Source organism: Maribacter sp. Asnod1-A12 (assembly GCF_045063735.1).
Lineage (GTDB): Bacteria > Bacteroidota > Bacteroidia > Flavobacteriales > Flavobacteriaceae > Maribacter.
In genome coordinates this window covers 3,525,842-3,538,949 of sequence record NZ_JBEFNZ010000006.1, presented here as the reverse complement: position 1 = coordinate 3,538,949, position 13,108 = coordinate 3,525,842, and the positions used below count along the sequence as shown (strand labels likewise).

Annotated in this window: 12 protein-coding genes; 6 read left to right on the top strand and 6 right to left on the bottom strand. The window is 33.0% G+C overall.

All coding sequences use genetic code 11. The features are described from left to right. Window positions 1–102 precede the first annotated feature (102 nt). Entirely contained in the window at window positions 103–843 is a 741-nt protein-coding gene (locus ACJJVP_RS15290) for a DUF1853 family protein (protein ID WP_405414913.1), read from the bottom strand. A gap of 577 nt (window positions 844–1,420) precedes the next feature. Between ACJJVP_RS15290 and ACJJVP_RS15285 the strand changes: the two genes are divergently transcribed. The 3 genes from ACJJVP_RS15285 to ACJJVP_RS15275 all read left to right on the top strand — a co-directional run bounded on the left by ACJJVP_RS15285 (window position 1,421) and on the right by ACJJVP_RS15275 (window position 5,418). Further along, entirely contained in the window at window positions 1,421–2,572 is a 1,152-nt protein-coding gene (locus tag ACJJVP_RS15285; protein WP_405414911.1) for a vWA domain-containing protein, read from the top strand. Between the two features lie 15 nt (window positions 2,573–2,587). Beyond that, the gene (locus ACJJVP_RS15280) at window positions 2,588–4,057 is read left to right on the top strand and encodes a magnesium chelatase (RefSeq protein ID WP_405414910.1); all 1,470 of its coding nucleotides are present in this window, start codon (window positions 2,588–2,590) and stop codon (window positions 4,055–4,057) included. A gap of 212 nt (window positions 4,058–4,269) precedes the next feature. Next, on the top strand, window positions 4,270–5,418 hold the full coding sequence (locus ACJJVP_RS15275; protein WP_405414907.1) for a Calx-beta domain-containing protein: 1,149 nt from the start codon (window positions 4,270–4,272) through the stop codon (window positions 5,416–5,418). Window positions 5,419–5,502: 84 nt separating this feature from the next. On the opposite strand, the gene ACJJVP_RS15270 is transcribed toward ACJJVP_RS15275, so the two are convergent. The 3 genes from ACJJVP_RS15270 to ACJJVP_RS15260 form a co-directional block, all read right to left on the bottom strand. Further along, the gene (locus ACJJVP_RS15270) at window positions 5,503–7,005 is read right to left on the bottom strand and encodes a sensor histidine kinase (protein WP_405414904.1); all 1,503 of its coding nucleotides are present in this window, start codon (window positions 7,003–7,005) and stop codon (window positions 5,503–5,505) included. Then, complete coding sequence (locus ACJJVP_RS15265) at window positions 7,002–7,700, bottom strand: response regulator transcription factor (protein ID WP_405414903.1); 699 nt, start codon at window positions 7,698–7,700, stop codon at window positions 7,002–7,004. Before ACJJVP_RS15265 ends, ACJJVP_RS15270 begins: the two co-directional genes overlap by 4 nt. A 241-nt stretch (window positions 7,701–7,941) precedes the next feature. Then, window positions 7,942–8,424, bottom strand: a complete 483-nt coding sequence (locus tag ACJJVP_RS15260; RefSeq protein ID WP_405414901.1) for a hypothetical protein — start codon at window positions 8,422–8,424, stop codon at window positions 7,942–7,944. 287 nt (window positions 8,425–8,711) lie between these two features. Between ACJJVP_RS15260 and ACJJVP_RS15255 the strand changes: the two genes are divergently transcribed. From ACJJVP_RS15255 to ACJJVP_RS15245, 3 genes are all read left to right on the top strand, one after another. After that, complete coding sequence (locus tag ACJJVP_RS15255; protein WP_405414900.1) at window positions 8,712–9,497, top strand: tRNA pseudouridine(38-40) synthase TruA; 786 nt, start codon at window positions 8,712–8,714, stop codon at window positions 9,495–9,497. A 34-nt stretch (window positions 9,498–9,531) separates the two neighbouring features. After that, window positions 9,532–10,626, top strand: coding sequence for a magnesium/cobalt transporter CorA (gene corA / locus ACJJVP_RS15250; protein ID WP_405414898.1), 1,095 nt, complete (start codon window positions 9,532–9,534; stop codon window positions 10,624–10,626). Window positions 10,627–10,814: 188 nt separating this feature from the next. Further along, complete coding sequence (locus tag ACJJVP_RS15245; RefSeq protein ID WP_405414896.1) at window positions 10,815–11,357, top strand: hypothetical protein; 543 nt, start codon at window positions 10,815–10,817, stop codon at window positions 11,355–11,357. A gap of 76 nt (window positions 11,358–11,433) precedes the next feature. Here the strand turns inward: ACJJVP_RS15245 and cysM are convergent, their stop codons facing one another. Together cysM and epsC are read right to left on the bottom strand one after the other, a co-directional pair. Continuing rightward, window positions 11,434–12,318 (bottom strand): cysteine synthase CysM, encoded by an 885-nt coding sequence (gene cysM / locus ACJJVP_RS15240; protein WP_405414893.1) that lies wholly within the window; start codon window positions 12,316–12,318, stop codon window positions 11,434–11,436. After that, a complete protein-coding gene (gene epsC / locus ACJJVP_RS15235) occupies window positions 12,311–13,102 on the bottom strand; it encodes a serine O-acetyltransferase EpsC (protein WP_405414890.1) in 792 nt (263 codons plus the stop codon). The genes cysM and epsC overlap by 8 nt, the downstream gene beginning before the upstream one ends. Between the last annotated feature and the right edge of the window lie 6 nt (window positions 13,103–13,108).

Genomic DNA, 13,108 nt, shown 5'->3' with positions numbered 1-13,108 from the left:
CATATATCATTTATAAAAGTAATCTAATTCCCACCTATATAAAAAAAGACCTTTCAACAGTTATTAACAGGTATTTGTGGTATGTAAACTAAGAAATAATGCTTACCACCATACTACGAAGAACTTCTCAAATGTGGTGTTGTTTTTCTTCATCCAAACCATGGGAGCACTTTTATTATTTAGACGTTCTGTAATGGTTATTACAATTTCATCGTGAGAAACCCATGTAACTTCTTCAAATTGATGAAATACCCATTCACTTTTAGTAGGTATATAGAATTGAAATGAAGAAAATTTAGTTTCCTTAAAATCTTTTAGCCGCAGCCAATAACCCACAATACAATTTGCATTAAATGGGTCTAGTTGTAAACTATCTGCTTTATAAGGTTTAAATAGTTGTGCTTTAAAACAAACCTGTTGTTTAATATTTGTAGTATCTATTTCTTTCTCTAAAAGTACAGAACGTCCAATTTCGGTATGTATTAAAGAGAATTGATTGTTCTTGATTTTTTGTAGTTTTTTATAAAACGCATCGCTTTTATTTGGTCCTATTAATTGATGAATAGGATTCTCTATTTCAATGTCAATTAAGTAAAATTTATAGGTAAGTTCTACGTGTATCAGTTGCGGTGTTGCGGTTTCTTTCAGTATAAAATCTATTTCTCCAATGGTTTGTTTACCATCTCGTATGGGTAAATTATGAACAAGCACATCATATGCATCACTTTGGTCTAGAAACTGCTTACACACATATTCCATCTGATGCCCCAACCGTAAATTCTCTGGAATGGGACTGGGCAAAAAACTATCTATCGCTACTTCAGGAAATTGAAACTGAGGCACACCAAACTGTTCACCTTCCCAAAGCGGCGGCGTGCTTAAAAAGCCTTTGAATTGTTGGAGTGTAATCGGTTTTTTGTTGATAGTGTATTTTTTTAGTTGTTGGTTGTTTGTAAATAGTGTTGCTGAATACCGGTGACTGAGCGTAGCCGAAGTTACTTTTTAAAACGCTATGCTCAAAACGCCGCTCGCCTTTCGCTTATCGCTTATATGCTTTGCAATTTGTATCTTAGGTACACGAATTAAACAGATTGCTTCGTCGCTAAAAAGCTCCTCGCAAAGACGAATTCTTTTGAGCTATGCGCTAATCGCCGTAAGCTATTCGCTATATGTTAATCGTTGTTAGTTGTTCATAAATCGTATTATTGAATATCGGTAACTGAGCGTAGCCGAAGTTACTTCATAGAAACACTTTGCGCCACGCGAAAAGCGCACAGCGAACAGCGAACAGCGTCCAACGCAACACGAACAACGAACAACCAACAACCATCAACGGTCAACAAACTGCCAACCTTAAACAACAACGTTAACATTTCCCAAAAGCCGTGGGCATCCAACGTAAAAGTGTTAATTTTATAGTATGGCTATGAATATAAGAAAGGGGTTCCGCTTTGAAACTTATGAAGCACCCGAACAATCAGTTTTTGATAGACTGTTCGATATTTTCCAAGAGCTTATTACACACACTTCTGGAGATTTTGACGAGGCTATAGATTGGTTACGAGAATTAGACAAGGAGTATGAACTTACTACTGAAGACTATACCATTGAAGACTTTATTGAGGATCTAAAGGCTAAGGGATACATACGCGAAGAGTTTAAAGATGGCGGTGGCGACGCACAAGAGGGGGAAGAAGGTTCTGGTGGTGGAGATATCTCCATTACCGCAAAAATGGAACGTATCATTCGTCAGCGTGCACTTGATCAAATTTTTGGTAAACTTAAAAGAAGTGGTGCAGGTAATCATAAAACAGGTAAATCTGGACAAGGAGATGAGCATACGGGCGACTTAAGAGAATACCGTTATGGTGATAGTCTAGAAAACATATCTATGACAGAGAGTATTAAAAATGCTCAGATTAATCATGGTATGGGTAGTTTTCAATTGAGTGAAGATGACCTTGTTGTTGAAGATACGCAGCATAAAGCAAAGATGAGTACGATACTCATGATTGACATAAGTCATAGTATGATTTTGTATGGCGAAGACCGTATTACTCCGGCTAAAAAAGTAGCTATGGCACTGGCGGAACTAATTACGACTAGATACCCAAAAGATACTTTAGATATTTTAGTATTTGGTAATGATGCCTGGCCTATACCTATTAAAGATTTACCGTATTTAAAAGTTGGTCCGTATCATACCAATACAGTGGCTGGTCTGCAATTGGCGATGGATATGCTTCGTAGAAAACGTAATACCAATAAGCAGATATTTATGATTACCGATGGTAAGCCAAGTTGTCTTCGCATGCCAGACGGTACGTATTATAAAAACAGTGTTGGCTTAGATGATTTTATTGTGGAGAAATGCTATAATATGGCGAGACAGGCTCGTAAACTTCATATACCGATAACGACATTTATGATCGCTCAGGATCCTTACTTAATGCAATTTATTCGCCATTTTACCGAGGCTAATAAAGGCAAGGCATTCTTTACCGGATTAAAAGGTTTAGGAGAAATGATTTTTGAAGATTACGAAGCAAATAGAAAAAAAAGATTAAAATAAGACTAAGAAAATTTTATGAAATTAGATTATAAAAAAATACATACACTAGGAGATTTAAAAGCTGCCGGATATAAAACAAAGAGTGTAAAAGATGAGTTGCGAGACAATCTTGTAGAAAAAATTAAGAAAGGAGAAGATGCTTTTCCTGGGGTTTGGGGTTATGAAGATACTGTAATTCCAGAATTAGAGCGTGCTATTCTATCTCGTCATAACATTAACTTATTGGGACTTCGTGGTCAGGCAAAAACACGTTTGGCGCATTTAATGGTGAATCTATTAGATGAGTATATTCCCGTTGTAGAAGGTTCTGAAATCAATGATGACCCCATGAAACCGATGTCTAGATATGCCATGGAGCTCATCAAAGAAAAAGGCGATGATACTCCTGTTACTTGGATACATAAAGATGAACGTTTTGCAGAGAAATTGGCTACTCCAGATGTTACCGTGGCAGATTTAATTGGAGATGTAGATCCTATAAAAGCGGCAAATCTGAAATTGTCATATGCAGATGACAGAGTGATTCATTTCGGAATGATTCCTCGTGCCAACCGTTGTATTTTTGTAATTAACGAACTACCAGATTTACAGGCACGTATACAAGTATCCTTATTTAATATTTTGGAAGAAGGAGATATTCAAATTCGCGGATTCAAATTGAGATTGCCGTTAGATATTCAGTTCGTATTTACGGCAAACCCAGAAGATTACACCAATAGAGGTAGTATCGTTACTCCGCTGAAAGATAGAATTGGGTCCCAGATTTTAACGCATTACACAGATGATATTGAGATAGCTAGAAAAATTACCGAGCAAGAAGCTAAGTTAGATTCTAGACAAACGGATGCAGTATATGTGCCAGATTTAGCAAAAGATTTGTTGGAGCAAATTATATTTGAAGCTCGTGATAGTGAATACGTAGATGCTAAAAGTGGTGTTAGTGCACGTACTAGTATTACCGCTTTTGAAAACTTATTAAGTACTGCAGAGCGTAGATCTTTATTAAACGGTGGAAATAGTACTATGGTTCGCTTAAGCGATTTCTTGGGGGTCATTCCTGCAATTACCGGAAAAATAGAATTGGTGTATGAAGGAGAGCAGGAGGGAGCAGATGGCGTTGCGGTTATATTAATCGATGATGCCGTGAAATCTTTATTCCCTAAATACTTCCCAAAAATCAATAAGTTGGAGCGTAAAGATGAAGAAACCGTTTATGACGAATTGTTACATTGGTTTTTTCAAGGAGAAGGTTTTGAATTGATGGACGACTTCACTGATGAAGAATATAAACGTGCTTTAGATGGCATTCCTGCTTTGAATCAGTTATTAAAAGAACATCAGCCAGATTATAATGCTAAAGATGTTTATTTCTTAAAAGAGCTCTTACTCTGGGGACTGGTTTCTTATAAAAAATTGAACAAACAGCGTTTCACCGATGGGTTTGAATTTAAAGACCTCTACAGTAGTTTCTTAAAAGATATATAGTAAAAAAGCCCTTTCACTCTCGAAAGGGCTTTTTTTATTACTATAAATTAGAAATTTTAATTAATTAATTATGTTTTGATTTTTAAATAGTTATACGTGTTAATGTAAGAATTAACTTTCAAATTTTTTGTATTACGGTTTTCGCTTATAAACCGATTAATATACCTTTAGACCAACATTAAAAATAACCATTAATTAATTTAAGCATTATTATGAAAAAAACTCTGATGTATTTATCAGTTGCTGCTTTACTATTTTCGTGTACGAAAACTGAAGAGATTGAAGTAGAAAAAATTGTTGAAGTGCCAACTGCAATTGATTTGTCTAAAGTTTCACTTGCTTCTAGCGAATCTATGACTACAGAATCTGATGAACAAGTAATTATTATTTCTGCAGCAATTGAAGCTGCACAAGAAGACGCTGTTACCATACAATTAAATTTTGCAGGTTCTGCAGTTTTAAATTCTGATTATTCTATTAGCTCAAGTTCAATTACTATTCCGGCTGGAGAATTAACAGGTACAACAGAACTTACTATAATTTCTGATGGCGTTTTTGAAAGCGGTGTGGAAAATATCGTTATTAGTTTAGCAGAATTATCTAATACCATTACACCAAGTGAAAGTGAAAGTTTTGTTCAAATTGATATTACAGATGGTGAAGCTTTATTAGGTTTTGAAACTTCATCAATTACGATTGAAGAGAATTCATTTTATTCTTTAAACTTTAATTTAAGTAAACCTTTAAACGAAGATATTGTAGTTTATTATAGTAGCAATACTGGTAATAGTAGATACAGTGTAGAGGGTGATGGTGAATTAATTATTCAGGCAGGTCAATCTTCTAAATCGGTTACGGTTGACGCTAATGATGATCGTATTACAGCTTCAGGTGAAAAAAGTATTACAGTCACAATAGATGGCGTGGAAAATGATGATGTTACTATTGGATCAATTGCTAGTATTGAGATAGCAACAACTGAAATTAATGAAGGTCTACAGATAAACAGCACATGGTCTACACAAAGTAATCTATTCGAATTAAGTGTAACTGATTCTAATGGTGATACAGTTGAATCATCATCATCTTCTGAAACAGGTAGTGAATCTTTATTTATTAATAGATTGGATTCTTCTCCTTTAACAAATGGAACATACGCTATAGAGTTAATTGCATCTCAGTTTGATGCTTTAACTTCAGAAACGGTGAATTTTAGTTTCTTGGATGAAGTTGAAGACACCTATAGTGGTCCATATACGTTTATCGCAAATAACAGATTTATAGATGGTAAAATAGCAGTGTTCGAATTAGAAGTTTTAGATGGTGTTTATACAATTACACAAGTAAATACTTCTAACTAAAAACAAGTTTTAGAGAATGTTTTATAAAAAGCCCTATTCATTACGAATAGGGCTTTCTTTCTTTCTTTCATAGCAATTTTAAATTTACTGCAATTGATATGCAGGTAATTTAAAAATAAAAGAACTTCCTTCATATGGTTTACTTAACACAACAATGGTTGTGTCATGCAAGTCCATTACCTTTTTAACGATGGCTAGACCTAGACCTAGACCAAGACCTTGTTTTTTTGTTGTATCATTAACTTGTTTATATCTATCGAAAATAAATGGTTGATCGTTTACTGGTATTCCGTTACCGGTATCAGTAATGTTAATTTCAATTTGTTTGCCCATTTTAACCAAACTAAGCGTAACCTTACCCTGAGGTTCAGTGTATTTGATTGCATTTTCGATCAAGTTTTGCAATGCTCTTTCCACCAAGCCTATATCGGCATATACCAAACAATTTTCTTCAGGATTATCTAATTGTAGATGAATTTCTTTTTGTCTTGCTAAAATTCTAAATTTTGCAATTAGGTCATGAGAAAGTTCTGTAATTGAAAAAGGTTCTTTAATAGGAGTGACTTGTTCTGCTTCTAGTTTTGAATAATCAAATAATTGATTGATTAGTATTGCTAATTTATCAATGTTATCATGTGTAATTTGTAAGTACTCGTCTTTTTGTTCGGGAGTTAATGTATCCTTTTTGATTTGAAGGGTTTCAATATAACCTTTTAATACAGCTAGCGGAGTTCGAAGATCATGTGATACGTTAGCAATTAACTCTCTACGTAAATTATCTACAGATTTCATCTTATCCATATTGTCTACAATAGTATCTGCCATTTTATTAAAGGAAAGTGCAACAACTTCTATATCCGAATGTTCTGGGTTTTCAATTCTAATATCTAAATCGCCTTCTTGAAACTTACGTACCGTGTGGGTTATTAACCTTAGGTTCTTTGTTAAAAACCAAATACTTAAAATACCAACAACTGCTGCAAACAACATAGTTAATAGAATTGCACCTATACTAAGTTTGGTGAAATAAGTACCAAATAAGTTATCACTAATTTGTGCTAATTGTTTACCAGCTACTATTATATAAATATAACCTTCATGACCATCTATAGAAAAGGGTGCAGCAGAAAAGATATTCTGTTGTTCTGGGTTTAATGGATCATCACCTAGAATAAACTTTTCGCCTTTCGTTTCAATAAAGTCATTAATTGGGCCTAATGCTACCGACTTCATTGGATCATTTTGATTATGGTCTAAAACAACCGAGTATAATATTTTTCCTCCATTATCTAAAAGATAAACTTCAATACCGCGATTTACAGCCATCATATCGTGCATCAAATCGCCAAAAAGTTCTTTATTGATACTGCCATCTTCTAAAAAGGGAGCTGCATTTTCAAATTTTTCTTGAATTACATGATTAGCAACGTTTGCGTTTATTTGTTGTGTAATGGCTTGATTGTAGTTTAGTGTCAAATACCCGGTAATAAATATATAAGATGCACCCATTAATAAGATCAAGAAAGCAAAGGCTATCCATAACTTTTTTATAAGCCTCGGGGTTAGTGTTTTTTCCTTATTTATCATGCTATTATTTCTTCATTAAATTTATAACCTACGCCCCACGTGGTTAAAATAAAATTAGGGTTTGCCATATCTGATTCAATTTTGGCACGTAATCTATTGATATGCGAGTTTACAGTATGTTCATACCCTTCAAAATTATAGCCCCATATAATGTTTAGAAGCTCTGTTCTGGTATAGTTTCTACCAGGGTTAGAAGCCATTAAAACTAATAGTTCAAACTCTTTAGGTGATAATTCTATTTTGTAATCTCCTAGTACTACTTTTCTCTTATCGATATCGATAAATAAACCTTCTGCTGAAATAATTGAAATATCCTCTTGTTTATTACTTGAATTATTAATCCGTCTTAAAACTGCTTTTATACGCGCTAATAGTTCTCTTATACTAAACGGTTTGGTCATGTAATCATCAGCCCCGATTTCTAAGCCTAAAACCCTATCAATTTCTTCAGATTTAGCGGTCAACATAATTACTGGAGTATTCTTGGTAGCCCGTATTTTTCTACAAACTTCAACACCATCTAAACCAGGTAAGGTAAGATCCAAAAGAATTAAATCAAAATCATTTTCCAATGCCAGTTGTAGCCCTTCAAGACCATTCATTGCCATGGTTGTTTCATAACTTACATCAGATAGATGTAGCTCTAATAATTTAATGATTTCAGGATCATCTTCAATAATAAGAATATGTTTCATAGTCAAGTACGAATAAAAACAAATAGTATCACAGAAAAATCACATTCAAAAGAAAATATTTTGTGCAATAATTTTTCTTTTATTTAAGTCGAAGATTATAAGTGTAATTACATTCTTGTAATTTTTTTTAGTTAAAACTATTAATGCATTTGTGTTTTGTAACATAAATATTTAGTTACTTAAAACAATAAGCCCTCGATAAATACTTATCGAGGGCTTAAATATAGATTGCAAGGTTATCTTATTTCCAGTGATCTACATGTTGATTCATGTCATCAAATAAATATGTACCCACCATTTCTTTTCTATACAATACAGCTAAAAGTGTTACTCCTAATAAAACAATATAAAGGGTTAAAATAAAAAAGCCTATGGGTAAAAACATACCTGGCATTAAATGATTTTCAAAATCTGAATAACTAGAAAGAATAATCATTGTTTCAACTAGTTTATAAATGTACACTAGTGATATGAAATATAAAACATATTCTAAGGTTCGCATTGGTGGATCACTTAATTCATTCTCATTTATTTTAAACCATAGTACATAAAGAAAAACCATGTGTACAATTGATAACAAAGGGAAAATGTAATTATCAATTTTAAAAAAATAAAACTTATTAGTATAAAGACCGTAGAAACTAAAGATATTCAATAAAAATAGTACAATCATTGAAATAACAATAGTGCGTTTCCAAGTAAATATTCCTTTAATAGAGTTCATAAAATTAATTTTAATGGTCTTAGGGTATCCATAGTTTCGCTTCAAGAACGGGTATGTTTTTTGTTTATTTTAAACAATTCGATGAACGGCAGGCTTTGTTGTTCAACTTATTGATTTTAAGTAATTCATACTTTAATATTAATGAATTTAACTCAAATTAACAATAAAATACTTATAATAATATTGAATGAATAAGTGTCGTTATTCTTACATGAAAAAATGACATAACCTTATAATTACTGAGTACCAATAGAAGATGTAATTGGTAATGTAATTACATTTACATTATGAAGAAACAACATTTTTGTTATTTGGTTCGTCTACAATATTTAGGTTTTAGATTTAACGGTTGGCAAGTACAACCTAAACTACGAACTATTTCCGGTATGTTGAATAAGACATTTTCGTTTTTATATCCAGATGAAGTATTTAAAATTCTTGGAGCGGGTAGAACCGATTCAAAAGTTTCTTCTTTAGACGGTGCTTTTGAATTATTTGTAGAAAATGAAGTAAGCGACCTGGGAAATTTCATGTCAGAATTCAATAAAAACTTACCTACAGATATCCGATTATTATCAATAATACCAGTCAACAAAACCTTTAATATAATTAAGGACAGTAAAATTAAAGAGTATCACTATTATTTTTCCTTTGGATCTAAGAACCATCCGTTTAGCGCTCCATTCATAACTAATTACATTGATCAACTTCATTTAGATATAATGAAAGAAGGGGCGGCATTATTTGAAGGGGTTCATGACTTTTCGGTGTATACTTCTGGGTTGAAACCAAATTCTAAGACTATTAGAAACATTGAATCTTGTAAAATTGTTATCAACGATATTCTAACAGCCAATTTCTTTCCTGAATGTAGTTATATATTAAAAGTCAAAGGAAGCGGATTCATGAGGTATCAAATTCGTATGATGATGGGAGCCTTAGTTCAACTGGGTAAAAATGAGCTTAATTTAGATGATATTAAAAATTCTCTAATTGAAGGCTCTGACATTAAATTAAAAACTATTGCACCAGGCTCCGGATTGATGTTAAACCAATTACACTTCAATAATTAGAATGTAGTTTTAATATATTTATAAAAAATTGTTCATGGCTACAAATAAAAAGCTCAACTTCCCTAAAAGAAAAAAGAAGAAATCTCGTCAGCAAAATAAGTTAGGTAAAGCTCCAGGAACCATAAGTTATATGGGGGATAAGGAGCGAAGTGATAGTGTCATATATAGCACGACTTACAATGCTAATGGATTTGAAACCAATGAATATGATGATTTAGACCAGTTTATTAAAGAAGATCGTTCAGATAAAATAACTTGGGTGAATGTAGTCGGTATTTCAGATGAGCCTTTTATAGAAAAACTAGGTAAACACTATAATTTGAACCCTTTAGTACTTGAAGATATTGTTAATACCGAGCAGCGACCTAAAATAGATGAATATGACGATTATATTTTTGGCATATTTAGAATGCTTTATATTTCTGAGCAAGAAGAAATTATAGGGGAACATATTGCTATTGTTTTACATGAGAATACGGTCTTGGTTTTTCAAGAGGTTAAGGCAGATGTTTTCAATGGTTTGCGTGAACGAATTACCGGTAAGCTAGGTCGTATTAGAACAAGAGGGGCAGATTATCTATTTTTTGCCTTGCTAGATGCTATTGTAGATAATTACTTTTTAGCTATTGAAAATCTTAATAATAGAATAGAGAATTTAGAGGAAGAGGTTTATCAGAACCCTGAACCCATTGTAGCTCAAAATATTCAGCAATTAAAGAAAGAAATTTTAAAGATTAGAAGATGGATTTATCCTGTAAAGGAATTGATCAGTAGGCTGATAGATTCAGAAAACCCTAAGATTACAAAGGATACCAAATTATTCTTGCGTGATGTTTTAGATCATGCCATAGAAATCAACGAAAGTTTACAGATTTACCGGGAAATGTCTATGAGTTTAATGGAGATGTATATGAGTAATATGAGTAATAAAATGAACGAGGTCATGAAAGTATTAACCATTATGGCTTCTATCTTTATTCCTTTAACTTTTATAGCGGGTATTTACGGTATGAACTTTGACCATATGCCTGAACTTCATTACAAATACGGTTATTATGTTGTTTGGGTAGTTATGATCGTTCTTTTTGTTGGAATGATGATTTATTTTAAAAAGAAAAAATGGCTATAAATTCATAAGTACTTAAAACATTACATTTTACTGGTCTTATTTCTTAATATCAAATCCATTAATTATTAATTTTTATGGGTCACTGACTATTTCTGTTTTCATATAACTTGCCAATATCTAAAATATTAGATTTTAGAGACTTCATATATTTTAAGATGAAGTCAAAAGTTAATTTTAAAAATTTATATATGAAAATTAGAACGATGTATATGTCTATTGCTGGATTGTTGCTACTAACAGGAACAGTAATGGCTCAAGAAAAAGATCAAGAAGTATTGGATACGAAAATCTCAAAATCTTATACGGTAAACGATGGTAAAAAATTAGTAAAGAATACCGTTGAAATTACCACGAAGCGATTAAACACCATTGAGCGTTCAAAAGAAGATGAAGGTAAAATAGATCAAGATAGGGTAGTTGACAGCGTTTCCACCATTATTAAAACGGTCAATATAGATAATGACGATGATGATGATTTTGATGAAAAGATTGTTTTTAGCTATGAATCTAAAACACCTGAAGATTTTGTTTTAGTTTCTAAAAACGATGAATTGGTGGTAGCCATGAATGAAGGTGATAATTTAAAGGTTGTTGAAAATATAAGCTTTAAAAGCAAAAAGATGATGAATAATAAAACAACTTATGTATTTACAAATGAGCATGGTGAAAATTTAGAGTTTTTGGTTGAAGAGTATAGTAAACCTAACGAAACTGCCATGTTAGAGAAATAATATTCTAACTTCTAGAATACAAAAAAGAGCCGTTAATACGGCTCTTTTTTATTTTATATCATGTCTATAAAATTGCTTAATCAAACAAGTTTGATGATAGATAACGATCTCCGCGATCACAAACTATGGAGACAATAACTCCATGTTCTATCTCTTGTGCTAAGCGTAATGCTACGGTAGCAGCACCTCCGCTACTCATACCGGAAAAAATACCTTCTTCTTTGGCTAACTTTCTTGCCATTGCTTTAGCTTCAATTTCATTTACCTCCATAATGCGATCTACTTTTTTAGCATCGAATATTTGTGGCAGATACTCTTGAGGCCATTTTCTAATGCCTGGTATGCTGGCATTATCACTAGGTTGAACCCCTACAATTTGAATATCATTGTTTTTCTCCTTTAAAAAAGTAGAAGTACCCATAATAGTACCAGTGGTACCCATTGCAGAAACAAAGTGTGTTACCTTACCCTCGGTATCTTTCCATATCTCGGGTCCGGTAGTATTATAATGTGCTTTCCAATTATTTGGATTACCAAACTGGTTCATCATTATATAACCATCGTTTACCACTTTACTTTCAGCATAATCTCGAGCACCTTCAATACCAACATCGGCTGAAGTTAAAGTTACCTTTGCTCCATAAGCCCTCATGGTTTGTACACGTTCTTTTGTCGCGTTCTCAGGCATGACCAATTCAATATCAAGTCCGTAAACACCTGCAATCATAGCTAATGCAATACCAGTATTACCACTAGTGGCTTCTATAAGTTTATCATTAACATTAAAATCACCATTATCGTAACCGGTTTTGATCATATTATAAGCGGCACGATCTTTAACGCTGCCACCGGGGTTATGCCCTTCCATTTTAAAATAAACGGAGACATTTGGGTTTGTATTTAATACTCTTGATTTTACTAGTGGTGTATTACCTATTAGCGATACTATTGAATTAGACATGGGGTAATGTTTTTATTTTTATTTCTGGTGTATGAAATACTGTTGAATTTGGTGGTACTGATGCAGTTATCCAAGCATTTCCTCCTATGATACTATTTGCGCCAATAACTGTTTCTCCACCTAAAATAGTGGCATTGGCATATATAGTTACATTATTTTCAATTGTAGGGTGCCGTTTGGTCTGCTGTAGCTTTTTTGCAACAAATAATCCGCCTAAAGTAACACCTTGATAAATTTTTACATCATTTTTGATTATTGCAGTTTCTCCAATCACAACTCCTGTACCGTGGTCGATATGAAAAGATTTACCTATATGTGCACCAGGATTAATGTCAACACCTGTTTGTCTATGTGCATACTCTGTCATTAAGCGTGGAACCAATGGAAAACCTATCTTATATAATTCATGAGCCAACCTATAAACCGATATAGCATAGAAACCAGGGTATGCCATATAAACTTCTTCAATAGATAACGAGGCTGGATCACAGTTTACAGTTGCTTCTGCATCAAGATTTAAACTTTCTAATACTAAGGGCAATTGTTCTACATAATTTTCCCAAACTTTTTTACAAGGTTTATCACTTTCCCAACAAGCCATGTCTACAAGTTCATCAAATTGCTTCTCAAGTGTATCTAAGCTTTCTGCTACCGGTGTTTCAATATCGAACAGCATATAAAAAAGAAGGTCCGTAAATTTCTCGGTATTCTTCTTTAAGCGAAATCTTAAATTCGGTTGCTTCTTGTGGGTATTAATCTTTTCGATAATAGATCGATGGTCCATGGTTCT

What these genes read in the sequence shown, in the direction of transcription:
- ACJJVP_RS15285 (WP_405414911.1), top strand. Translation starts at nt 1,421, where the DNA reads ATGGCTATGAATATAAGAAAGGGGTTCCGCTTTGAAACTTATGAAGCA.
- ACJJVP_RS15280 (WP_405414910.1), top strand. Translation starts at nt 2,588, where the DNA reads ATGAAATTAGATTATAAAAAAATACATACACTAGGAGATTTAAAAGCT.
- ACJJVP_RS15275 (WP_405414907.1), top strand. Translation starts at nt 4,270, where the DNA reads ATGAAAAAAACTCTGATGTATTTATCAGTTGCTGCTTTACTATTTTCG.
- ACJJVP_RS15270 (WP_405414904.1), bottom strand. Translation starts at nt 7,005, where the DNA reads ATGATAAATAAGGAAAAAACACTAACCCCGAGGCTTATAAAAAAGTTA.
- ACJJVP_RS15265 (WP_405414903.1), bottom strand. Translation starts at nt 7,700, where the DNA reads ATGAAACATATTCTTATTATTGAAGATGATCCTGAAATCATTAAATTA.
- ACJJVP_RS15260 (WP_405414901.1), bottom strand. Translation starts at nt 8,424, where the DNA reads ATGAACTCTATTAAAGGAATATTTACTTGGAAACGCACTATTGTTATT.
- ACJJVP_RS15255 (WP_405414900.1), top strand. Translation starts at nt 8,712, where the DNA reads ATGAAGAAACAACATTTTTGTTATTTGGTTCGTCTACAATATTTAGGT.
- corA (WP_405414898.1), top strand. Translation starts at nt 9,532, where the DNA reads ATGGCTACAAATAAAAAGCTCAACTTCCCTAAAAGAAAAAAGAAGAAA.
- ACJJVP_RS15245 (WP_405414896.1), top strand. Translation starts at nt 10,815, where the DNA reads ATGAAAATTAGAACGATGTATATGTCTATTGCTGGATTGTTGCTACTA.
- cysM (WP_405414893.1), bottom strand. Translation starts at nt 12,318, where the DNA reads ATGTCTAATTCAATAGTATCGCTAATAGGTAATACACCACTAGTAAAA.
- epsC (WP_405414890.1), bottom strand. Translation starts at nt 13,102, where the DNA reads ATGGACCATCGATCTATTATCGAAAAGATTAATACCCACAAGAAGCAA.